The following is a 20,983-nucleotide window of genomic DNA, read 5'->3' as shown; positions in this document are numbered from 1 at the left end:
CGAGTGCGCCCCGGACAACGCCCACTACCACGAATGGGCGTTTTCCGGGGCAACGCTATGTACGAGTGCGTGAGGTTTGGCTACAGTGCATTCTTGAGCGCGATCGGGGGCGCCCCGAGGCAGCCATTTCGGCGGGTGACGATTCCACTCAAACCAGGAGGCGAGCATGACGACCAAATTGCCTAACAACTCTTTCATCAATCTGGGCTCCGGTACGTTCACGTACGGGGATTCGGCGGGCGATCTGCAAGGCGCCTACATCGGCGGCGACGACGTGTTCCTGGGCGCGAAGAATGCGACAGGGTGGACCGCCGTCGGGGATGCGGCCGTCCTCGAGGACGGCGCGGTCGGGGGCAACGACAAGTTCGTGGGCGGCGACAACTCGAGCGGCGGCGAGCAGGTGTCGATCGCGTCGGAGCCGCTCGGCTTCTACGGTGAAGACTCGGTGGTCTTCTATGGCGACGGCGAGGACTTCTATGGCGGCGCCACCGGCGGCAAGGACGTGATGACGGGCGGAGCGAACGCCAACACGGTGTTTGTCGGGGATGCCGGAAACGCCTATGCCGACGACGCCCCGGACATCGGCGGCAACGACACGATGAAGGGCAGCAACGCGGCCGGCAGCGCGACGCTGTTCGAAACCGAGGCGAGCAACCTCATGTTCGGCGACTTCTCGTATGCCTACGGCTATGACTACGCCATTCGCGGCGGGGCCGACATCATGGTGGCCGGCAACGCGACGAGCACCAACGGCTACGCGGATGTCATGAACGAGGTTTTCGGCGACTTCGGCGAGGACCAGGGCGGCATCGGCGGCAACGACACGATCACCGGCGGCGGCGCGACCACGCAAGGCGGCGACGCGTCGACCACGAACGTGATCGGCGGCGACGGCGCCTACGACGGCTACGGCACCGGCGGCAACGACGTGGTGACGGGAGGCGCGGCGTCGGTCACGGCCAACGGCGGCTCCGCGTGCGTGCAAAACGCGATCGCGGGCGATTCCTTCTTCGAGTTCGCCACGGTCACGGGCGAGGCGCACAACGGCAACGATTCGCTCATCGGTGGCGCGGCCACGCTCGCGGTCGGCGTGACCTGCGGCTCGAGCGAGGCCTACAACTTCATGGCGGGCGACGCGTGGGCCTTCTCCGGCGACGGTGGCGGCGTCAGTTTCGGCAACGACGTGCTGGTGGGCGGCCGGGCGAGCGGAGACGGTGCCTACGTCGAGAACGACCTGTACGGCGACATCGGCGACGTCTATCTGCTCGAGGACGCGCTGAACGGCAGCGGCCCGGGCATCGGGTTCGGATCGAGCGGCAGTCACGACTGCCTGCACTACGGCAACGACACGCTCTCCGGCGGCGGCGTGAGCCTGGGCGGCGAAGTCGACAACTATCTCTACGGCGACGATGTCATCGTGGGCGTGTACTCGGTCGGCGGCAACGATTCGATGAAGGGCGGCGACGGCGACACCTGGAACATGATGGTGGGCGACGGCGAGGACATGGCCTACCACTCGCAAGGCGGCAACGACAGCATGATCGGCGGCGGCGCGGGCAGCGAAAACTACATGTATGGCGACGGCGAGGACATGTGGGAAGGCTCGCACGGCGGCAGCGATACCATGACCGGGGGCGGCGCCTCCAGCGAAAACGACATGTACGGCGATGCCTTCGACATGCACGAATCGTCCCAGGGCGGCGACGACAAGATGACGGGTGGCGGCACCGGCAGCGAAAACTGGATGTACGGTGACAGCTACTACATGTACGGCCTCTTCGGCGAGGACATCGGCTCCGGAGCGCACGGCGGCAACGACACCATGGCCGGCGGCAACGGCACCGGGACCCACAACTACCTGTATGGCGACGCCTACGAGTTCTCCAACTACAACCCGTCGAACGCGGACGCCGCGCACGGCGGCAACGACTCGATCACCGGCGGCGGCGCCGGAACGGTCAACTACCTGTACGGCGACGCCGAGTACCTGGACGACTACGGAGTGGGCGGCAACGATACCCTCGTGAGCGGCGCGGGCACCGACTACATGTGGGGCGACGCGGCCTACGGCGGCGAGGACATCGTCGGCGGCGCCGACCAGTTCGTGTTCAAGACCGGCAACGGCCACGACCTGATCTACGACTTCCACGGGCATGCCACGGACCACGACCAGGTGGTGCTGTCGGGCCTGAAGAGCTACATCGCCAACTACACGGCGCTTCAGAGCCGGATGGAGCAGGTCGGCAGCGACGTCGTGATCCACCTCGACAAGCTCGCGCCGCACGGCACGGCGAACACGGTGACGCTGCTGGGCGTCTCGCTCGGCGACCTGAATCCGACCGACTTCGTCATCACCTAGAGCGGTGCACGCGCGGTCTTGAGGGCACAATTGGCGCCCCGATGCTGCGCTTCCTGCTCACCCGCGCCTCGCTCGTCATCCCGACTTTCTTCGGGATGACGCTGCTCGCCTTCTTCCTGATCCGCCTCGTGCCGGGCGACCCGATCGAGACGATGGCGGGCGAGCGCGGGATCGACGCCGCGCGCCATGCCCAGCTCGTGCACGAGTACGGGTTCGACCAGCCGGTGATCACGCAGTACGGCATCTACATCTCGCGCGTGCTGCACGGCGACCTCGGCAAATCGATGATCACGCAGGCGCCCGTGATCAGCGAATTCGGTGCGCTCTTTCCCGCGACGATCGAGCTCGCGCTGTGCGCCATCGTCTTCGCGCTCGCGATCGGCATTCCCGCGGGCATCGTCGCGGCGGTGAAGCGCAACTCGGTCTTCGACCACGGCGTGATGGCGACGTCGCTCACCGGCTATTCGATGCCCATCTTCTGGTGGGGGCTGCTGCTCATCCTGCTCTTTTCGGTGCAGCTCGGCTGGACACCCGTGTCGGGCCGCATCGCGGTGCAGTACTTCATCGAGCCGAAGACCGGCTTCCTGCTCATCGACTCGCTCCTTGCCGACGACAAGGGCGCCTTCAAGTCGGCCGCGGCGCACCTCGTCTTGCCGGCCATCGTGCTCGGCACCAATCCGCTGGCGGTGGTGGCGCGCATGACGCGCTCGGCGATGCTCGAAGTGCTCGGCGAGGACTACATCCGCACCGCGCGCGCCAAAGGCCTCGCGCCCGTGCGCGTGGTGGGCGTGCACGCGCTGCGCAATGCGCTGATCCCGGTGGTGACGGTGATCGGCCTGCAGGTCGGCGTGCTCTTCACGGGGGCGATCCTCACCGAAACCATCTTCTCGTGGCCGGGCGTGGGCAAGTGGCTGATCGAGGCCATCAGCCGGCGCGACTATCCGGTGCTGCAAGGCGGCATGCTGCTGCTGGGCGGCATGGTGATGCTCGTGAACCTCGTCGTCGACGTGACGTACGGGCTCATCAACCCGCGCATCCGCCTGGGCGGCCATTGAATGCCATGAGCGCCGTTCCCATGACCGCCCCGAGCGCGCAGACGGCGCCGCCCGGGCCGCTGCGCGAGTTCTGGCTTTCGTTCTCGCAGAACCGCGGCGCGGTGATCGGGCTCGGCGTGGTCGTCTTCATGCTGCTGCTCGCGGTCTTCGCGCCGTGGGTCGCGCCGCATCATCCGGATGCGACCAACAGCGCCGCGTTCCTGAAGCCGCCCGCCTGGGCCGAAGGCGGCTCGGCGCAGTTCCTCCTCGGCACCGATGCGATCGGGCGGGACATCCTCTCGCGTCTCATTCACGGCTCGCGCCTGTCGCTTTCCATCGGTCTCGGGGTGGTGGCGATCTCCGTCACGGTGGGCGTCGCGCTCGGCCTCGTCGCCGGGTTCGCGCGCGGCGTCACCGAGATCGCGATCATGCGGCTCATGGACATCCTGCTCACGCTGCCGAGCCTCCTGCTTGCGATCGTGATCGTCGCGATCCTCGGGCCGGGACTCGTGAATGCGATGCTCGCCGTGTCGGTCGTGCTGCTGCCGCACTACGTGCGCATCACGCGCGCGTCGGTGATCACCGAAACGGCGAAGGATTACGTGACGGCCGCTCGCGTGAGCGGCGCGGGGACGCTTCGGCTCATGTTCTCGGAAGTCCTCCCCAACTGCGCGGCCCCGCTCATCGTGCAGGCGTCGCTCGGCATTTCCAGCGCCATTCTGGATGCGGCGGCGCTCGGCTTTCTCGGTCTCGGCGCGCAGCCGCCTTCGCCCGAGTGGGGCACGATGCTCGCGGACGCGCGCGAATTCGTGCTGCGCGCGTGGTGGGTCGTGACTTTCCCCGGTCTCATGATCCTCGCTGCGGTGCTCGCTTTCAACCTGCTCGGCGACGGCCTGCGCGATGCGCTCGACCCAAAGCTGAAGAGGTGAATGGACGCCTGAGGGCGCCAAGATTTTTCGTGGACGCAGAGGACGCAAAGGCTACGCAGAGGACGCAGAGAAACACAGAGACCGGCAAAATGATCCATGATTTCCTCTTTCGCGTTCTCTGCGTGATCTTTGCGTCCTCTGCGTCCAGAAGAAAGCCTGCGCCCTCGATATCCAGGGGGAACGCATGATGCCCCTCCTCGAAATCGAAGACCTGCACGTCGAATTCCCGACGCAAGGCAGCGTCATGCACGCGGTGGAGGGCGTGAGCCTCACGCTCGACGAAGGCGAAGTGCTCGGCATCGTCGGCGAATCGGGCTCGGGCAAGAGCGTGACGATGATGGCGCTCATGGGCCTCATCGCCTACCCCGGCCGTGTGCGCGCAAGGACGCTGCGCTTCGCCGGCCACGACCTGGCGGGCATCTCCGACAGGCAACGCCGCCGCCTCGTGGGCCGTGACATGGCGATGATCTTCCAGGAGCCCACGAGCAGCCTGAACCCCTGCTTCACCATCGGCTGGCAGCTCGTGGAGGCCTTGCGCCAGCATTCGCCGCTCGACCGGAAAAGCGCGTGGAAGCACGCCGTCGGCCTGCTGGAGCAGGTGGGCATCCCCGCGGCCGAGTCGCGCATGAACGACTATCCGCACCAGCTCTCGGGCGGCATGAACCAGCGCGTCATGATCGCGATGGCGATTTCGTGCAATCCGCGCCTTCTGATCGCCGACGAGCCGACCACCGCGCTCGACGTGACGATCCAGGCGCAGATCCTCGAGCTCCTGCGCACGCTCCAGCAGGAACGCGGCATGGCGCTCGTGCTCATCACGCACAACATGGGCGTGGTGAGCGAGATGGCGCAGCGCGTCGCCGTGATGTACGCGGGCCAGGTGATGGAGGAGCAGCCGGTCGCGTCGCTCTTCGCGCGGCCGCAGCATCCGTACACCGAGGCGCTGCTCGCGGCCTTGCCGGAGCAAGGCGAGGCCGGGCAGCGGCTCGCCACGATCGCCGGTGTGGTGCCGGGCGTGTTCGACCGGCCGGGCGGGTGCCTCTTCGCGCCGCGCTGCGCGTATGCGACGCAGCACTCGGCCACGGTGCGGCCGGAACTGCGCGAATGGATGGGCGCGCGCGTGCGGTGCCACTATCCGCTCGGAGACGCCTCGCGGCAGCGCGACATCGAGCGCGACGGGCCGATCCACGTCGAGGAGACGGCATGACGGCCGTGGTCGAGGCCCGGGACCTGCGCAAGGTCTATCCGATCCGCCGAGGGATGTTTCGCGAACCTGCGCAACTGCAGGCCGTGGGCGGCATCTCGTTCACGCTCGAGCAGGGCAGGACGCTCGCGGTCGTCGGCGAATCGGGTTGCGGCAAGTCCACGCTCGCCCGGATGGTGTCGCTCATCGAAAAGCCGAGCGCGGGCGAGCTCACGCTGGACGGCACCGACGCCGTGCACCCCGCCGCGAGCGAGTGGCGGCGCCTGCGCCAGGCCGTGCAGCTCGTGTTCCAGAACCCGTACGGCTCGCTCAATCCGCGCAAGAAGATCGCCAAGGTGCTGGAAGCGCCGCTTCAGATCAACACCGAGCTCGGCGCGAGCGAACGCGCCGAGCGCGCCCGCAAAATGCTGCAGCAGGTGGGCCTCAGGCCCGAATACGCCAACCGCTACCCGCACATGTTCTCCGGCGGCCAGCGGCAGCGCATCGCGATCGCGCGCGCGCTCATGCCGAATCCGAAGGTCGTCGTCGCCGACGAGCCCGTGTCGGCGCTCGACGTGTCCATCCAGGCGCAGGTACTCAATCTCCTTGCGGACCTGCAGCAGGAATTCAATCTCGCCTATCTCTTCATCTCGCACGACCTGGCGGTGGTGCGCCACATCGCGCACGACGTGCTCGTGATGTATCTCGGGCTCGCGATGGAGCAGGGGCCGAAGAAGCTCATCTTCGAGCAGCCGCTGCACCCCTACACGCACGCGCTGCTCGCCTCGACGCCGGGGATCGGCGCGGCGCGCAAGGGCAAGCGCATCGTGCTGCAAGGCGAGCTGCCGTCGCCGCTCGATCCGCCCGCGGCGTGCGTGTTTTGCACGCGCTGCCCGTACGCGGTCGAGCGGTGCCGCGCCGAAAGGCCGCCGCTGCGTCCCGTGGGCGACAGGCTGGTGGCCTGCCACCTCGCCGAGGACTGGTTAGCCCGGGGTTTTCCCGAAGAGCGGACTGCCGATAATGCGTCTCTCCCCGGTTAGCGCGGAACAATTGCGCCCCACCGGAACACCCCATCGCTCACAAGGAGTCCGCATGAAGAAACCGATGTTCGCGCGCAAGCACGTGGCCGTGGCCGCGTTCGCCGCACTGGCCCTCACGGCCGCGAGCGCGGGCGCCAAGACGCTCGTGTTCTGCTCCGAAGGCAGCCCCGAGAACTTCTACCCCGGCGTCAACACGACCGGCACTTCGTTCGACGGCAACGAGCCGATCTACGACCGCATCGTCAATTTCGAGCGCGGCGGCACGAAGGTGATCCCCGGCCTCGCCGAGAAATGGGAAATCACCCCCGACGGCCTCACCTACACGTTCCATCTGCGCAAGGGCGTGAAGTGGCACAGCCAGCGCGCCTTCAAGCCGTCGCGCGACTTCAACGCCGACGACGTGCTCTTCATGTTCGAGCGGCAGTGGAAGGAAAACGACCCGTACTTCAAGGTGACGAGCAGCAACCACTCGTACTTCAACGACATGGGCATGCCCAAGCTCCTGAAGTCGGTGGACAAGCTGGACGACTACACGGTGCGCATCGTGCTGAACAAGCCCGAGGCGCCGTTCCTCTCCGACCTCGCGATGCCCTATGCGGCGGTGCAGTCGAAGGAGTACGCGGTCGCGATGCTGAAGGCGGGCACCCCCGAGAAGCTCGACCAGGAGCCGATCGGCACCGGCCCCTTCTACCTCGTGCAGTACCAGAAGGACGCCGTGATCCGCTACAAGGCCTTCCCGCAATACTGGGGCGGCAAGGCGAAGATCGACGATCTCGTCTACTCGATCACGCCGGACGCCGCGGTGCGCTGGGCCAAGCTGCAAAAGGGCGAATGCCACGTGATGCCCTATCCGAATCCGGCGGACCTGGAGGCGATGAGGAAGGACCCGAACGTCAAGATCCTCGAGCAGCCGGGGCTCAACGTCGGCTATCTCGCCTACAACGTGACGAAGAAGCCGTTCGACGACGTGCGGGTTCGCAAGGCCATCAACATGGCGATCAACAAGAAGGCGATTCTGGACGCCGTGTACCTCGGCAGCGCGATCGCGGCGAAGAACCCGATCCCGCCCACGATGTCGGCCTACAACGACGCGATCAAGGACGACCCGTTCGACCCAGAAGCGGCGAAGAAGCTGCTCGCGCAGGCCGGCCACCCGAACGGCTTCGAGACCGATCTGTGGGCGATGCCGGTGCAGCGGCCCTACAACCCGAACGCCAAGCGCATCGCGGAGCTGATGCAGGCGGACCTCGCGAAGATCGGCGTGAAGGCGGAGATCAAGAGCTTCGAGTGGGGCGAGTACAGGAAACGCATGCAAAACGGCGAGCACCAGATGGGCATGCTCGGCTGGACCGGCGACAACGGCGACCCGGACAACTTCCTCGCGGTGCTGCTCGGCTGCGATTCGGCGAAGACCAACGGCTCCAACGTCTCGAAGTTCTGCTACAAGCCGTTCGAGGATCTGATCCAGAAAGCGAAGGTCGAGACCAAGCCCGCCGAGCGCGACAAGCTCTACAAGCAGGCGCAGGTGATCTTCAAGGAGCAGGCGCCGTGGTTCACCATCGCGCACGCGGTGCAGCTGAAGCCCGTGCGCAAGGAAGTGATCGACTTCAAGCTGTCGCCGTTCGGCCGCCACACGTTCTACGGCGTCGACATCAAGGAGTGATCGCTCTCCAGTGATCGCCCGGCGCCGCGCGGCGCCGGGGCTTTGCGAAATGGACAAGGTGCGGAGGAACACCATGCAGGAGTGGAATCAGGGCTACCTCACGGAAGTCGGCTACACGTACGGGTACTACGAGGAACTGAACCCGGTTCGCGCGGAACTGCCGCTGCTTTTTTCCGGCATCGAGCCGCCGGCGCGGTGGGAGACGGCATGCGAGCTCGCGTTCGGCCAGGGCGTGAGCATCAACGTCCATGCGGCCGCGGGGGAAGCGCAGTGGTGGGGCACCGACTTCAACCCCGACCAGGCCGCGTTCGCGAGCGACCTCGCGCGCGTCGGCGGCGCGGCGCCGAAGCTCTTCGACGAATCCTTCGAGCAATTCTGTTCGCGCGCGGATCTGCCGGAGTTCGATTTCATCGGCTTGCACGGCGTCTGGAGCTGGGTCTCCGACGAGAACCGCCGCGTGCTGGTGGACTTCATCCGCCGCAAGCTGAGGCTGGGCGGCCTTCTCTACATCAGCTACAACACGATGCCCGGGTGGGCCGGGATGGCGCCCATTCGCCATCTGCTCACCGAACACACGCGCCTGCTCGGCGCGCCGGGCCAGCAGCTGCCGGCCCGCATCGAGGCCGCGCTCGAGTTCTGCGGCAAGCTGCTCTCCGCCGGTTCCGCCTATCCGCGTGCCTACCCCGCCGTGATGGAGCGGCTGAGCCAGGTGCGCGGCATGAACCGGAACTATCTCGCGCACGAGTACTTCCACCGCGACTGGGAGCCCATGCCGTTCGCGGACATGGGACACTGGCTCGGCGAAGCGAAGCTTTCCTTCGCGTGTACCGCCACCTATCTGGGCCTGGTCGACACCCTGAACCTGAACAGCCAGGCCGCGGAGTTCCTGCGCGAAGTCGCGCATCCGGAATTCCGCGAGACGGTGCGCGACCTGCTCGTGAACCAGCAGTTCCGCCGCGACTACTGGGTGCGGGGCGCCCGCCGGCGTACCGCGATGGAAATCGAGGACAGCCTGCGCAAGAAGGTCTTCCGGCTCGTGCGGCCCGCGGACAAGGTGGCGATGACCCTCACGCCCGCGGGCTCGAACGCGCCGATCGCGCTCATGGAAAACATCTACCGGCCGCTCATCGAGGCGCTCGCCGACGGCCGCGAACGGTCGGTGAGCGAAATCGAATCCGCGGTGAAGGCGAGGGAGATCAACTTCGGGCAGCTGGCCCAGGCCATGCTCGTGCTCGCTTCGCGCGGGGACGTCGCGGCCGTTCAGCAAGAGAGCGTGCAGCGCGTCGCGGCGCCGCGGTGCAAGGCCCTGAACGAATGGATCATGCAGAAGGCCCGCTTCAGCAGCGACCTGAGCGTGCTGGCCAGCCCGGTCACCGGCGGTGGCGTGGGGGTGTCCCGCTGGAACCAGCTGTTCCTGGCAGCCCACGAGACGGGCAAGCGCAAGACGAAGGACCTGGCCGCCGCGTGCTGGCAGGTGCTCGCGCAGCAGCGGCAGGTGATCGTGAAGGACGGCAAGCCGCTGCAGACCGAGGCGGAAAACCTCGCCTACCTCGAACAGGAAGCGGCGCTGTTTCTCGAGCAGCAGCTGCCGATCCTGAAGGCTACCGGCATCGCGTGATGCGGCTTCGCAGGGGCGGCGCGCCGGTGGCGCGCGGCCTCGCTCCTGCAGCTTGCAGGTAACCGCTACTGCTCGATGATCTGGTTGTTCGCGCCGGTATTGTGAATCGTCGTCTTCGACGTATAGCCCGTCGGGATTCGCAGCACGATGTTGCTGCCGCCCAGGCCGATCGTCCCGACGTTCGCCGAGAACGACGTGATGGTGAGCAGGCCGTTGCTGCCAAGCATCTGGATTTCGTTGATCTGATCGTCCGCGCCCACATTCAGGATCGCGTTGGTGCCGAGCACGCTGATGGTCGGCACCGTGTCGTTGTTCGAGAGGTTGACGGTGTTGTTCGAGCCCGAGACCTCCATCGAGCGCACCAGCACGTTCGGCTCGATGTTGAGGATGTTGTTCGTGCCCGCCATCGTGACGAAGGTCACCGTGTTGTTGGACGCCACCGTGACGCGGTTGCCCGAGGTCGGAATCTGCAGCCCGTACTCCGTCGGGAAGTCGAGGCGGACGGTCTGGCCGCCCGGATCGATCACGACGGGGTTGGTGAAGCCGTCGCCGCTTCCGCAGGCGGTGAGCAGGATCGATGCGAAGATCGATGTGAGGAGGGCGAGCAGGTACTTCAAGTTCTTCTCCGTGCGCGGCCGATGCCGGTCCCGTGGCGGGGGTGAGCTTGCATGATATGCGGCGGGTTACGAATCGACAACCGTAGTCGCACTCTTGCGACACAATCGGGCGCCATGCGAACCGCCATCGTCTCCGCCATGCATGAGGAACTCGCCGCCGTGCTCGCCCTCATGCCCGACGAGACGCGGCAGCCGGCCGCGGGGCGCGACTTCCGGGTCGGCCACCTGCACGGGCACGACGCGGTCGCGGTGCTCTCGCGCATCGGCAAGGTCGCCGCGGCGACCACCGCCACCGTGCTCATCGAGCGCTTCGAAGTCGACCGCATTCTCTTCACGGGCGTCGCGGGCGGGCTCGCGCCGGGCGTGGAGCGCGGGCACGTCGTGCTGGCCGACGGCTTCCTGCAGCACGACCTCGACGCCTCGCCGATCTTTCCGAAGTACGAGGTCCCGCTTTACGGCACGAGCCGCTTCGACACCGACCGCGCCCTCACCGACCGGGTCGCGCAATCGGTGGCGCGGGCGTTGCCCGGCACGCGCGTGCACCGCGGGCTCGTGATTTCGGGCGACCGCTTCGTCGCCACGAGCGGCGAAAGCCGCTCGCTGCAGGCCGCGCTTCCCGAGGCGCTCGCGGTGGAGATGGAAGGCGCCGCAATCGCGCAGGTGTGCCGCGACTACGGCGTGCCGTTCGCGGCCGTGCGCACCGTGTCCGACCGCGCCGACGACGAGGCGCACGGCGACTTCGTCCAGTTCATCCGGGATGTGGCGAGCCGCCACTCGGCGGCGATCGTCGAGGCTTTCCTCGGGGATGAGGCCTCGTGAGGGCCGCGATCTTCTGCGGGCTGCTCGCAGCAGCCACCGGCGCGCTTGCGCAGCAGGCGGGCACGGCACTCGAGCCCGTGACCATCCAGAGCACGCGCGAGGACCTGCAGGGCACGGCCACGAGCGCGAGCGAAGGCATCGTCACCTCCAAGCAGCTTGCCACGCGGCCGCTGCTGCGCGCGGGCGACATCATGGAGTCGGTGCCGGGGCTGGTCGCGACGCAGCACGCGGGCGAGGGCAAGGCCAACCAGTATTTCCTGCGCGGCTTCAACCTCGATCACGGCACCGACTTCGCGACCTTCGTCGACGGCGTGCCGGTGAACTTCCCGACGCACGGGCACGGCCAGGGCTACACGGACCTGTATTTCCTGATTCCCGAGCTCGTGGAATCCGTGCAATACCGCAAAGGCCCTTACTACGCCCCCGACGGCGACTTCGCCACCGCGGGCAGCGCGCGCATCCGCACCGTGAGAAGCCTCGCGCGGCCGTTCGCGCTCGTGGCGGCGGGCGGCTTCGGCTTCCGGCGCGCGCTCGCGGCCGGCTCCTGGGAGGCGGGCGAAGGCGATCTGCTGCTGGCGGCGGAGCACTCGCGCGACGACGGCCCCTGGACCGTCCCGCAGAACCTGCGCAAGACCAATCTCACGGCGAAGTACTCGCACGGCACCGCCGCCGAGGGCTTCGGCATCGGGTTCACGCACTACGAGGCCTCATGGACTTCGACCGATCAGGTGCCCGAGCGCGCGATCGACTCGGGCCTGATCGGCCGGTTCGGCTCGCTCGATCCGACGTCGGGCGGCCGAACGCGCCGCACGGGCGCCAACGGAACGTGGAACGGCAGTGTCGCGGGCCTGGCGACAAGCGTCGGCATGTATGCGCTGCGCTATGGGTTCGACCTCTTTTCCGACTTCACCTACTACACGCGCGGCTGCGACGCACTGCCTCTCGCGCCCGCCTGCGACGGCACCGTCCCGCTCGATCAGTTCGAGCAGGTGGATCGCCGCACCGTGCTCGGCGCATCGGTGCGGCAGGAACGTTCCGCGCGGATTCGCGGTGTCGACACCGTGTGGAGCTGGGGTGCGGACGTGCGGCGCGACAACATCGGCGAGGTGGGTCTCTACGACACGCAGTCGCGCGTGCGCCTTGCGACAGTGCGGCGCGATCGCGTGATGCTCGACGCGATCGGTGCTTGGCTGCAGGCCGATGCGCAGTTCACCGCGCAGTGGCGCGGCGTCTTCGGGCTGCGCTGGGACCATCGCACGGCCGAGGTCGCGAGCTCGATCGCGGCCAACAGCGGAGCCGCGAATGCCGAGCGGCCGAGCCCGAAGGTCTCCCTCGCCTACACGCCGACAGAGCGGCTCGACTTCTATGCCAACTGGGGCCGCGGCTATCACAGCAACGACGCGCGCGGCGCGGTCATCCGCGTGGACCCGAACGACGGCGTGACGCCGGTGGACCGCTCGGCGCTGCTCGTGCCGGCGACGGGCTACGAAGCCGGCGCGCGGACGAAATGGAGCGACCGGCTCGTCACCACGGCGGCGCTCTGGTGGCTCAAGCTCGATTCCGAACTGGTGTTCGCGGGCGACGCCGGCACGACCGAAGCGTCGCGTCCCTCGTCGCGGCGCGGACTCGAACTCACCGCCAACTGGCGTCCCGCGCCCGCGTGGGAATTCGATGCGGACGCGTCGTTCACGCGCGCGCGCTATCGCGACTTCGACCCGGCCGGCGACCGCATTCCGGGCGCACTCGCGCGCGTGGGGACGCTCGGTGTCACGTATGCGCAGGGGCCGTGGACGCTCGGTGCGCGCGTGCGGCACTTCGGGCCGCATCCGCTCATCGAGGACAACTCGATCCGCGCGCCGGGCAGCACGCTCGCGAACCTTCGCGCCGCCTACCGGTTCGCGGCGCGAAACGAGGTGTCGATCGACGTGTTCAACGTCTTCGGCCGGAAGGTGAACGACATCGAATATGCGTACGCATCGCGGCTTCCGGGCGAGCCGGCGTTCGCCGATGGCGTGACGCCGGCGACGGTGCACTTGCATCCGTCGCTGCCGCGGGCAGTGCGAGTCGGCTGGAAGGTGGGATTCTGAGGGCGCACCTGCCAGCGCGCCTCGAACGTCACTTCAACCAGCCGCGCCGGCGGAAGTACCACATCGGGCCCAGGGCGCTTGCGGCCATCAGCGCCAGCACATACGGGTAGGCGGCCGTACCGAGCAGCTTCAGCTCCGGGAACTGCAGGTTCATGCCGTAGACGCTCGCCACCAGCGTCGGCGGCAGAAGCGCCACGCTCGCCACCGAGAAGATCTTGATGATCTTGTTCTGGTTGATGTTGATGAAGCCGACCGTCGCGTCCATCAGGAAGTTGATCTTGTCGAAGAGAAACGCCGTGTGGTTGTCGAGCGACTCGATGTCGCGCAGGATCTGGCGCGACTCCTCGAACTGCTCCGCAGTGAGCATGCGGCTGCGCATCATGAACGACAGCGCGCGGCGCGTGTCCATCACGTTGCGGCGGATGCGCCCGTTCATGTCCTCCTGGCGCGCGATCGCGCCCAGCACCTCGCCCGCGAGTTCGTCGGTCACGTCACCGGCCAGCACCTGCTTGCTCACCTTCTCCAGCTCGTCGTAGATGCCCTCCAGCGTGTCGGCGGAGTATTCGGCGTCCGCATCGAACAGCTTCAGGAGGACGTCCTTCGAATCCTCGATCAGTCCAGGCGCGCGGCGCGCGCGCAGGCGCAGCAGGCGAAACACCGGCACGTCCTCGTCGTGGATGGAAAACAGCACGCCGTGACTCTTGAGCGCGGTGTTGCGCAAGTTGAGGATGAAGGCCGCGCGCACCGTGCTCGGGGACTCGTCGTCGGCGATCAGGAAGTCGCTGCGGATGTGCAGGTCGCCGTTGTCTTCCTCGTAGAAGCGGGCGGACTCCTCGATGTCCTCGTCCATCGCGTCGGCCGGGATGGACAGGCCGTAGTACTGCTTCACCCAGCGCTTCTCCTCGATGGAGGGCGCCTCGAGGTCCACCCAGATCGGCTGGAAGCGGGAAAGCTCCTCGAGCGACTCGATCTCTTCCTGGACGAGCCTGCCGTTGGCGAGCGTGAAGATGTTGAGCATGCTGCTCCGTGACTCGTTGTCTATGGGGTCGGCGCGAAACGAGAGGCTCTCCGCTTTCGGCGCCGCGGGTCACGGGCGTCGAAAGCTACCGACTGGGGTAGGTTTCCAAGGATGTGTCTCGGCAGGGAAATGACGACGGCGCGATTATGCGCTCACCTTGGCCTGCGCACTCAGGAAGGCGAGCACTTCATCCTTCTTTGCATAGGCATCCTGCTGCCCGAGCGACATGAGCGCCTGCACGAAACCCGGCTCGAAAAGCAGGTAGCTTGCGATCGCTCCGCCGCCCGCGCGCAGCGCGCCGAGGCCGCCCAGCGCGCGGCGCACCGTCCTTGGCATTTCCCTGAGATGCGCCTGCGCCACCTCGTCCAGCGACTGCGTGGGCTGGATCGAGAGCACCTCGATCGGCCGGTACGGCAGCACGGCGGCCACTTCGCGCGGCAACTGCTTGAGCGTGCGCGCGATGCGCTGCGTCTGTTCCACGTCGGCTTGCAGCGTGTCGTGGAAGACGCTTGCCATCGCGTGGCCCGCGATGCCGCCCATGGTGGGCGCGCCCGCGCCGGCCTCGCCCAGCAGGCCGCTCCTCTGCGGCTGCCCGACGCCGACCACCAGCACCTTGTGCGCGCCCAGGTGCACGGCGGGCGAGAGCGGCGACACCTGCCGCATCGAGCCGTCGCCGAAGAACTCGCGGCGTCCGTCGACCCAGAGCGGCGTGGCGGGAAAGAGAAAGGGAATGGCGCTCGAAGCCATCAGGTGCTCGATCGTGAGCGGCTGGAATTCGGCGCGGCGGCCGGGCCGGTGCCAGCTTTCCTGCTTGGAGTCGCGCGCGGTGTGGCAAAACGTCCAGTGCACGCCCGTGGTGTAGCTGGAGGCCGTGACGGCGACCGCGTCGATCGCCCTCGCCTGCAGCGACTCTTCGATGCCCTGCAGCGAAATCGCGTGGTGCAGGGTGTCCACGAGCGGCATGTTGTCCAGGATCGCGCCGCGCCGCCGCGCGTGGCCCCAGAGCTTCACGGCCGCGAGCAGGCGCGAGAATCGCACCCACATCGGCGCTTCCAGGTCGTAGACCGAGCCGCAGTGCAGGCCGCCCCAGAACTTCGCGAGCGCGTCGAAGGACGCCATGCCCTGCGAGGCGCCGCTTGCCAGGTAGGCGACGTTGAGCGCGCCGGCGGAGGTTCCGACCAGCACCTGGAACGGAAACCGGTCCGGCCGCTCGGGCTGCAGCCTCAGCATGGCGGCGATCGCCTGCAGCACCCCCACCTGGTAGGCCGTGCGGGCTCCGCCGCCCATGAGGACGAGCGCCGTGATCATGCGGCTCGGGCGCACGAGCCCCGCGTTGATGACTGTCTCCAGGCTCATCTTTGATCCGGACCGACCGGCAAGGCCCGCCCGAGTTCCGTGGATTGCATGGTAGAGCTTGACGAATCGATTGCAAGCCTGCAGGCGGCACGCGGCCGGCTCGGCTGTAGGACGCGCAGGACATCTCCTACACAGCAGAGCCAGCCCGTCCGACAGCCGCGGCGGGCAGGCCCCTCTACATTGGTCCGAACCCACGAGGAGTACCGATGATCCAGCTGGCGTCCGACCCGAACGCAAGCCGCATGAGCCGGCGCCCCGAGTCGACCGACAAGGAGCCGGTGCAGCAGGCGCGGGCAGGCCGCACCGGCCACGCGTGGCCGTTCATCAGCCGCTACGCCGAAAAGCCGGGCGTGCCGCAGCTGTCCCCGGAGCCCGATGAAGGCGCCGCAGCTGAATTCGAAGGCTGAGTCCGAAAGCCTCGACCGCAAACAGCCCGACCACATACACACCAGACCGCACACAGCCAGACCGCACACAGCCAGACAGCATACGAGAGAGCTCACCATGTACACGGAACCCAAGACATCCAACCGCCACGCGGACACGCCGCGCGACAAGCCGCAAGCCGAACGCGTGGAGCATGCCAACCTGGAACGCCCGGGCGCGCAGGCGCATCCGAAGGCGGCCGGCTGGCGCACGGCAAGCGCCGCCGACGCATGGCGCATGCGCTGAGGCGCGCACGCCTTTTTCTCCCAGCTCGCAAGGCGGCCCTGGTGGCCGCCTTGCCACATTTGGCGGGCGGGCGAGCAAAAGCTGAGCCAGGTCAAACATGCAAACCGCGCCGTCACGCGGTTTCAATTTGCCTTGCCGCCGAGCCCGAATTCAATTGCATTTCGATGACGCCACGGGCATAGTGAATTCACGGACCAAAGAAACCTTACTTCCCTCTGGGGCGCCCGAAGCGCGGGGCGCTCTTGTCCAACCCGAGTGCAGCACAGGAGGCTACTCATGAATTTGACGATCAGCGGTCACCATCTCGAAGTTACTCCCGCCTTGCGCAACCACGTGACCACCAAGCTCGATCGCATCATCCGCCACTTCGACCAGGTCGTCGGCATCCACGTCCTGTTGACCGTCGAAAAGCAAAAGGAAAAGGAGCGACGACAGCGCGCCGAATGCAAGATTCACGTGAAGGGCAAGGACATCTTCGCGGAGTCCTCGCACGAAGACCTGTACGCGGCGTTCGATCAGCTGGTCGACAAGCTCGACGAGCAGGTCGTGAGCTACAAGAAGCGCATGAAGGACCACCACGCGGAGACTCCTCCCAAGCGCCAGGGGCTCATGTAGCCCGCGCGCTTGCGCTTTGCCCGGCCGGCCGCCTTCGGGGCGGCCTTTTCACGTGTGCTTCAGGCGCGCGCCGTCTTCAAGGCGCCGCGATTCCCAGGGCCTGCGCCTCCGCGATGACCTTCGCTTCGCCCTGATGGCCCAGGCCCAGCCGCAGGCCGGGGAAAGCATGGCGGTGCGACATGACGCCGGGCGTGCTGTAGAAGGGGTCGTGCACGAAGGCGAGCGAGCGCACGCGCGGCCACACCGCCGCGGCGAGGAATTGCTGGTCCTGCGTGTATTTGGCCGAAGTGCGGCCGCGAAACCACGCGATGACGAGCTCGCGCATGCGCAGCGCGTCCCATCCCGTTCCGCCCCACAGGCCCGCGAGCATCGGGTCGTCGTGGAGCACGTGGTCGCGGATCACGTGAAAGGGCAGGCCGCTCGCCTGCCAGGCGGCCACGAGCTGCGCTTCCTCGGCGCCGATGCGCGAGTCGGCATCGCGGCACATGTAGGTGCCCACGTCGGGGTCGTCCGCCACGAGGAAGCGCCAGACATATTCGGGCACGTCGGGAAAGTCGCGATCGGCGAGCACCACCTCCGCGCCGAGGCCGCGGTAGAGGTCGAGCCACGCCGGGCCGAGGCTCGATGCGCAGTAAAGCCGCACCGTCCAGCCTGGGAAATGCCGCTTCGCGAGCTGAATGTTGATGGCCGCGCCGAGCAGGTAGATCTTCCGGTCGCCGAAGACGGAGAACGCGATCACGCGCCCGGACGCCACGCGAGGCTTCCAGGGCGGCAGATCGGGCGGGGGCGGCCCGGCGGCGCGGTCCTTCGCGAGGAGCGCCTTTTGCCCGTGGAGCCGGGCCCCGGCGTCGTCGCCGAGGAAGTGGCAGCAGATCTTCGCGACGCCGAGCGCTTCGGCATCGCCCCCGTTGGTCTTCAGGAACGCGCGAATCGAGGCGAGCGCTTCCTTGTGCCGGCCCATGTTGCTGAGGATCTTGGCCTCCAGCCGCCGATGGAACGGCGCGATCGGCCCGCGCTTCACGCGCACCCGGAGCACGGCCAGCGCGCTCGTCCAGTCCCTCAGCTGGAAGTACGCGTCGCAGAGGTAGTCCATGCCCATCGGGGAGAGCGACTTGCGCGACGTGAGGAACGCGACGGCTTCGCGGTATTCGCCCCGGCGCAGCATCGCGGACGCGGTCTCGGAATCGGCATCGCGCACGGCGGTGGCATTCATGGACGGGATCGTAGCGGGACTGCACCCCCGGGCACCGCACGGGGCCCCCAAGGATCAGCTGCGGGAATATCCCGATGCATAATCGCCCTTGCCGACCATGAATCGCCTTGCGTCCATTCTTCCGCCTGCCCAGGTCCTGGTGGGCGTCGACGCCACGAGCAAGAAGCGTGCTTTCGAGGAAGCCGGTCTTTTGTTCGAGAACCTCCACGGACTGTCGCGTGCCCTCATCACGGACAGCCTGTTCGCGCGCGAGCGCCTGGGCTCCACCGGGCTCGGGCACGGTGTGGCGATCCCGCATGGCCGCATCAAGGGGCTCAAGGCACCGATGGCGGCGCTCTTCCAGCTCGCGCAGCCGATCGGCTTCGACGCGCCGGACGAACAGCCGGTGAACCTGCTCATCTTCCTGCTCGTGCCGGAAGCCGCGACGCAGAAGCACCTCGAGATACTGTCGGAGATCGCCGAGCTGCTGTCGGATGCGCCGCTGCGCGAGAAGATCAAAGGCAGCGCCGATGCGATCCAGCTGCACCGGCTGATCGCCGACTGGCAGTCCGCGCAGCCCTTGTAGCGCGTCACCCGATGGCGAAGTCCCGCGCTTGAAACCGACCGTCGTCAGTGCCGACGTCCTCTTCGAAGACCACCGCGCCACGCTCAAGTGGGAATGGGTGGCGGGCCTGGGCGCGTCCGAGCGCCGCTTCGACGAGGTCGCGGTGCGCGCGGCGCGCTCGGGCGCGGACCTGGTGGGCTACCTGAACTACATCCATCCGTATCGCGTGCAGATCCTGGGCGAGCGCGAGGTCGCCTATCTCACGAACGCCACGCATGAGGATTGCGCGAGGCGCATCGCGCGCATCGTGACGCTCGAGCCGCCGGTGCTCGTGCTCACCGATGGACAAAGCGCGCCCGAAGCGTTGCTGTCGATGTGCGAGCGCGCGCAGATTCCGATGTTCGCGACGCACGAGCCTTCGGCCTTCGTGATCGACGTGCTGCGCGCGTACCTGTCCAAGCATTTCGCCGAGCGCACGTCGATGCACGGCGTGTTCATGGACATCCTGGGGCTGGGTGTGCTGATCACGGGCGAATCGGGCCTCGGCAAGAGCGAGCTCGGGCTGGAGCTCATCACGCGCGGCAACGGCCTGGTGGCCGACGACGCGGTGGATCTCTATCGCGTGAACCAGACGACGATCGAGGGCCGCTGCCCGGAGCTGCTGCAGAACCTGCTGGAGGTGCGCGGCATCGGCTTGCTGGACATCCGTGCGATCTTCGGCGAGACGGCGGTGCGGCGGAAGATGCGGCTGCGGCTCATCGTGCATCTGGTGCGGCGCGAGACGATGGAGCGCGAGTACGAGCGGCTGCCCTATGAGCCGCTCACGCAGGACGTGCTGGGCGTGCCGGTGCGAAAGGCGGTGATTCCGGTGGTTGCCGGCCGCAACATCGCCGTGCTGGTGGAAGCCGCGGTGCGCAACACGATCCTGCAGTTGCGCGGGGTGGACACGTACCAGGAGTTCGTGGAGCGCCATCGGCGGGCGATGGAGCAGGGCGGTTGATCCTGTAGGCTGGGAAAGCCGAAGGGCACCCCGCCGCTTCAGTGGAGCGCACGCCCGCCTGCACGAGTGTCACTTGTGGCGTGCTCGGAAAAGGGAGGGGCGGGGGCAACTCCCTGGATTCCCGCCTTCGCGGGAATGACGGGGCGGGGGGGGCGGCTACTTCGGCCGATGCGGACAGGGATTTTTCGTGCAGTTCGCGTAGAGCGACAGCGCATGCTCGGCGATCTGGAAGCCCTTCGCCTGCGCCACCGCATGCTGGCGCTGCTCGATTTCGGCGTCGTAGAACTCCTCCACCCGCCCGCAGTCGAGGCACACCAGGTGATCGTGGTGCGTGCCCTCGTTCAGCTCGTACACCGCCTTGCCGCTTTCGAAGTGGCTGCGCGTGAGGATGCCCGCCTGCTCGAACTGCGTGAGCACGCGATACACCGTGGCCAGACCGATGTCCGTGTGGTCCTGCAGCAGCACGCGGAACACGTCCTCGGCCGTCATGTGCCGCTGCGCGCCCGTGTGAAACACGTCCAGGATCTTCAGGCGCGGCAGGGTGGCCTTCAGGCCTGTGTTCTTGAGTTCGTCGATGTTGGACATGGCAAGCGCGGAGCTGCTTCGGCAGGGCTGCCGCTACAATCATTCGATCATATCGCCACCCCTTCGGCCATGCCTCATTTCCCCTTGCGCCCGAGGCGCCTTGCACCGACTTTCGCCGTGTTCGCGTGCGCCGCCGCCCTGGCCGCCTGCGGCACGGTGGACAGCGTGAGCAACCGGCTCGTGAGCGGCATCACCCCCTACAAGGTCGAGGTGGTGCAGGGCAACTTCGTCTCGCGCGAACAGGTCGAACTGCTGAAGCCGGGCATCAGCCGCCAGCAGGTGCGGGACATCCTGGGCACCCCCCTCATCGCGGACCTGTTCCACGCCGCGCGCTGGGACTACGTCTTCACGCTCAAGCGCCACGGCGTTGCCCCTCAGGAGCGCCGGCTCACCGTCTTCTTCAAGGGCGAGGCGCTCGAGCGGGTGGAGGGCGACCCCATGCCCAGCGAATCGGAATTCGTCGCCACGCTGGAGCGGCGCCGCAAGATCGACAAGATCCCGCCGCTCGAAGCCACCGAGGAGCAGCTGAAGGCATTCCCGGCCAAGGCGGCACCCGCGACGCCCGCTTCGCCGCAGCCGGCGCCGCCGCCGGTGGCAAGCTACCCGCCGCTCGAACCCCCCACGCGGTAGG

The 20,983-nt window shown here is 67.4% G+C and carries 20 protein-coding genes; 15 read left to right on the top strand and 5 right to left on the bottom strand.

What is annotated here, in order from left to right:
• The first annotated feature begins 166 nt into the window (after positions 1 to 166).
• The 7 genes from VHA82_RS00565 (at position 167) to VHA82_RS00535 (ending at position 9,826) form a co-directional block, all read left to right on the top strand.
• Positions 167 to 2,359, top strand: a complete 2,193-nt coding sequence (locus VHA82_RS00565) for a hypothetical protein (RefSeq protein ID WP_325539175.1) — start codon at positions 167 to 169, stop codon at positions 2,357 to 2,359.
• A 41-nt stretch (positions 2,360 to 2,400) separates the two neighbouring features.
• Positions 2,401 to 3,414, top strand: coding sequence for an ABC transporter permease subunit (locus VHA82_RS00560; RefSeq protein ID WP_325539173.1), 1,014 nt, complete (start codon positions 2,401 to 2,403; stop codon positions 3,412 to 3,414).
• 5 nt (positions 3,415 to 3,419) lie between these two features.
• A complete protein-coding gene (locus VHA82_RS00555; protein ID WP_325539171.1) occupies positions 3,420 to 4,322 on the top strand; it encodes an ABC transporter permease subunit in 903 nt (300 codons plus the stop codon).
• Between the two features lie 187 nt (positions 4,323 to 4,509).
• Positions 4,510 to 5,529 carry an ABC transporter ATP-binding protein gene (locus VHA82_RS00550; RefSeq protein ID WP_325539169.1) on the top strand — a complete coding sequence of 340 codons (1,020 nt, stop codon included), beginning with the start codon at positions 4,510 to 4,512 and terminating at the stop codon, positions 5,527 to 5,529.
• Complete coding sequence (locus tag VHA82_RS00545; protein WP_325539167.1) at positions 5,526 to 6,545, top strand: peptide ABC transporter ATP-binding protein; 1,020 nt, start codon at positions 5,526 to 5,528, stop codon at positions 6,543 to 6,545. Before VHA82_RS00550 ends, VHA82_RS00545 begins: the two co-directional genes overlap by 4 nt.
• A 52-nt stretch (positions 6,546 to 6,597) precedes the next feature.
• The gene (locus VHA82_RS00540; RefSeq protein ID WP_325539165.1) at positions 6,598 to 8,208 is read left to right on the top strand and encodes an ABC transporter substrate-binding protein; all 1,611 of its coding nucleotides are present in this window, start codon (positions 6,598 to 6,600) and stop codon (positions 8,206 to 8,208) included.
• A gap of 73 nt (positions 8,209 to 8,281) precedes the next feature.
• Positions 8,282 to 9,826, top strand: coding sequence for a class I SAM-dependent methyltransferase (locus tag VHA82_RS00535; protein ID WP_325539163.1), 1,545 nt, complete (start codon positions 8,282 to 8,284; stop codon positions 9,824 to 9,826).
• A 65-nt stretch (positions 9,827 to 9,891) separates the two neighbouring features.
• Here the strand turns inward: VHA82_RS00535 and VHA82_RS00530 are convergent, their stop codons facing one another.
• Positions 9,892 to 10,443, bottom strand: a complete 552-nt coding sequence (locus VHA82_RS00530; protein WP_325539161.1) for a hypothetical protein — start codon at positions 10,441 to 10,443, stop codon at positions 9,892 to 9,894.
• A gap of 114 nt (positions 10,444 to 10,557) precedes the next feature.
• On the opposite strand from VHA82_RS00530, the gene VHA82_RS00525 reads away from it, so the two are divergent.
• Together VHA82_RS00525 and VHA82_RS00520 are read left to right on the top strand one after the other, a co-directional pair.
• A complete protein-coding gene (locus VHA82_RS00525) occupies positions 10,558 to 11,262 on the top strand; it encodes a 5'-methylthioadenosine/adenosylhomocysteine nucleosidase (RefSeq protein WP_325539159.1) in 705 nt (234 codons plus the stop codon).
• Positions 11,259 to 13,349 carry a TonB-dependent receptor gene (locus VHA82_RS00520; protein ID WP_325539157.1) on the top strand — a complete coding sequence of 697 codons (2,091 nt, stop codon included), beginning with the start codon at positions 11,259 to 11,261 and terminating at the stop codon, positions 13,347 to 13,349. Before VHA82_RS00525 ends, VHA82_RS00520 begins: the two co-directional genes overlap by 4 nt.
• 28 nt (positions 13,350 to 13,377) lie before the next feature.
• Here VHA82_RS00520 and VHA82_RS00515 read toward each other — a convergent pair whose 3' ends face one another.
• Together VHA82_RS00515 and VHA82_RS00510 are read right to left on the bottom strand one after the other, a co-directional pair.
• A complete protein-coding gene (locus tag VHA82_RS00515) occupies positions 13,378 to 14,367 on the bottom strand; it encodes a magnesium and cobalt transport protein CorA (RefSeq protein WP_325539155.1) in 990 nt (329 codons plus the stop codon).
• A gap of 144 nt (positions 14,368 to 14,511) precedes the next feature.
• Positions 14,512 to 15,723, bottom strand: coding sequence for a patatin-like phospholipase family protein (locus tag VHA82_RS00510; protein ID WP_325539153.1), 1,212 nt, complete (start codon positions 15,721 to 15,723; stop codon positions 14,512 to 14,514).
• 206 nt (positions 15,724 to 15,929) lie between these two features.
• Between VHA82_RS00510 and VHA82_RS00505 the strand changes: the two genes are divergently transcribed.
• The 3 genes from VHA82_RS00505 (at position 15,930) to hpf (ending at position 17,010) form a co-directional block, all read left to right on the top strand.
• Complete coding sequence (locus VHA82_RS00505) at positions 15,930 to 16,130, top strand: hypothetical protein (RefSeq protein ID WP_325539151.1); 201 nt, start codon at positions 15,930 to 15,932, stop codon at positions 16,128 to 16,130.
• Between the two features lie 97 nt (positions 16,131 to 16,227).
• The gene (locus VHA82_RS00500; protein ID WP_325539149.1) at positions 16,228 to 16,395 is read left to right on the top strand and encodes a hypothetical protein; all 168 of its coding nucleotides are present in this window, start codon (positions 16,228 to 16,230) and stop codon (positions 16,393 to 16,395) included.
• Positions 16,396 to 16,671: 276 nt separating this feature from the next.
• Positions 16,672 to 17,010 carry a ribosome hibernation-promoting factor, HPF/YfiA family gene (hpf, locus tag VHA82_RS00495; protein ID WP_325539147.1) on the top strand — a complete coding sequence of 113 codons (339 nt, stop codon included), beginning with the start codon at positions 16,672 to 16,674 and terminating at the stop codon, positions 17,008 to 17,010.
• Positions 17,011 to 17,086: 76 nt separating this feature from the next.
• Here hpf and VHA82_RS00490 read toward each other — a convergent pair whose 3' ends face one another.
• Positions 17,087 to 18,223 carry a hypothetical protein gene (locus VHA82_RS00490; RefSeq protein ID WP_325539145.1) on the bottom strand — a complete coding sequence of 379 codons (1,137 nt, stop codon included), beginning with the start codon at positions 18,221 to 18,223 and terminating at the stop codon, positions 17,087 to 17,089.
• Positions 18,224 to 18,320: 97 nt separating this feature from the next.
• On the opposite strand from VHA82_RS00490, the gene VHA82_RS00485 reads away from it, so the two are divergent.
• Together VHA82_RS00485 and hprK are read left to right on the top strand one after the other, a co-directional pair.
• Entirely contained in the window at positions 18,321 to 18,788 is a 468-nt protein-coding gene (locus VHA82_RS00485) for a PTS sugar transporter subunit IIA (RefSeq protein WP_325539143.1), read from the top strand.
• 28 nt (positions 18,789 to 18,816) lie between these two features.
• The gene (hprK, locus tag VHA82_RS00480) at positions 18,817 to 19,767 is read left to right on the top strand and encodes an HPr(Ser) kinase/phosphatase (RefSeq protein ID WP_325539141.1); all 951 of its coding nucleotides are present in this window, start codon (positions 18,817 to 18,819) and stop codon (positions 19,765 to 19,767) included.
• 156 nt (positions 19,768 to 19,923) lie between these two features.
• On the opposite strand, the gene fur is transcribed toward hprK, so the two are convergent.
• The gene (fur, locus tag VHA82_RS00475) at positions 19,924 to 20,352 is read right to left on the bottom strand and encodes a ferric iron uptake transcriptional regulator (protein ID WP_325539139.1); all 429 of its coding nucleotides are present in this window, start codon (positions 20,350 to 20,352) and stop codon (positions 19,924 to 19,926) included.
• A 69-nt stretch (positions 20,353 to 20,421) separates the two neighbouring features.
• Between fur and VHA82_RS00470 the strand changes: the two genes are divergently transcribed.
• A complete protein-coding gene (locus tag VHA82_RS00470; protein ID WP_325539137.1) occupies positions 20,422 to 20,982 on the top strand; it encodes an outer membrane protein assembly factor BamE in 561 nt (186 codons plus the stop codon).
• The last annotated feature ends 1 nt before the right edge of the window (position 20,983 follow it).

The sequence above is a fragment of the Ramlibacter sp. genome (assembly GCF_035548915.1).
Lineage (GTDB): Bacteria > Pseudomonadota > Gammaproteobacteria > Burkholderiales > Burkholderiaceae_C > Ramlibacter.
The sequence above is the reverse complement of the archived record's forward strand: the minus strand, read 5'-3'. Positions and strand labels throughout refer to the sequence as shown.

Bases quoted from the DNA above. Each gene is read 5' to 3' on its own strand.
- VHA82_RS00490 (WP_325539145.1), bottom strand. From the start codon at position 18,223: ATGAATGCCACCGCCGTGCGCGATGCCGATTCCGAGACCGCGTCCGCG.
- VHA82_RS00510 (WP_325539153.1), bottom strand. From the start codon at position 15,723: ATGAGCCTGGAGACAGTCATCAACGCGGGGCTCGTGCGCCCGAGCCGC.
- VHA82_RS00550 (WP_325539169.1), top strand. From the start codon at position 4,510: ATGCCCCTCCTCGAAATCGAAGACCTGCACGTCGAATTCCCGACGCAA.
- VHA82_RS00525 (WP_325539159.1), top strand. From the start codon at position 10,558: ATGCGAACCGCCATCGTCTCCGCCATGCATGAGGAACTCGCCGCCGTG.
- VHA82_RS00500 (WP_325539149.1), top strand. From the start codon at position 16,228: ATGTACACGGAACCCAAGACATCCAACCGCCACGCGGACACGCCGCGC.
- VHA82_RS00540 (WP_325539165.1), top strand. From the start codon at position 6,598: ATGAAGAAACCGATGTTCGCGCGCAAGCACGTGGCCGTGGCCGCGTTC.
- VHA82_RS00470 (WP_325539137.1), top strand. From the start codon at position 20,422: ATGCCTCATTTCCCCTTGCGCCCGAGGCGCCTTGCACCGACTTTCGCC.
- fur (WP_325539139.1), bottom strand. From the start codon at position 20,352: ATGTCCAACATCGACGAACTCAAGAACACAGGCCTGAAGGCCACCCTG.
- hpf (WP_325539147.1), top strand. From the start codon at position 16,672: ATGAATTTGACGATCAGCGGTCACCATCTCGAAGTTACTCCCGCCTTG.
- VHA82_RS00535 (WP_325539163.1), top strand. From the start codon at position 8,282: ATGCAGGAGTGGAATCAGGGCTACCTCACGGAAGTCGGCTACACGTAC.
- VHA82_RS00560 (WP_325539173.1), top strand. From the start codon at position 2,401: ATGCTGCGCTTCCTGCTCACCCGCGCCTCGCTCGTCATCCCGACTTTC.
- VHA82_RS00515 (WP_325539155.1), bottom strand. From the start codon at position 14,367: ATGCTCAACATCTTCACGCTCGCCAACGGCAGGCTCGTCCAGGAAGAG.
- VHA82_RS00485 (WP_325539143.1), top strand. From the start codon at position 18,321: ATGAATCGCCTTGCGTCCATTCTTCCGCCTGCCCAGGTCCTGGTGGGC.
- VHA82_RS00545 (WP_325539167.1), top strand. From the start codon at position 5,526: ATGACGGCCGTGGTCGAGGCCCGGGACCTGCGCAAGGTCTATCCGATC.
- VHA82_RS00505 (WP_325539151.1), top strand. From the start codon at position 15,930: ATGATCCAGCTGGCGTCCGACCCGAACGCAAGCCGCATGAGCCGGCGC.
- VHA82_RS00565 (WP_325539175.1), top strand. From the start codon at position 167: ATGACGACCAAATTGCCTAACAACTCTTTCATCAATCTGGGCTCCGGT.
- VHA82_RS00555 (WP_325539171.1), top strand. From the start codon at position 3,420: ATGAGCGCCGTTCCCATGACCGCCCCGAGCGCGCAGACGGCGCCGCCC.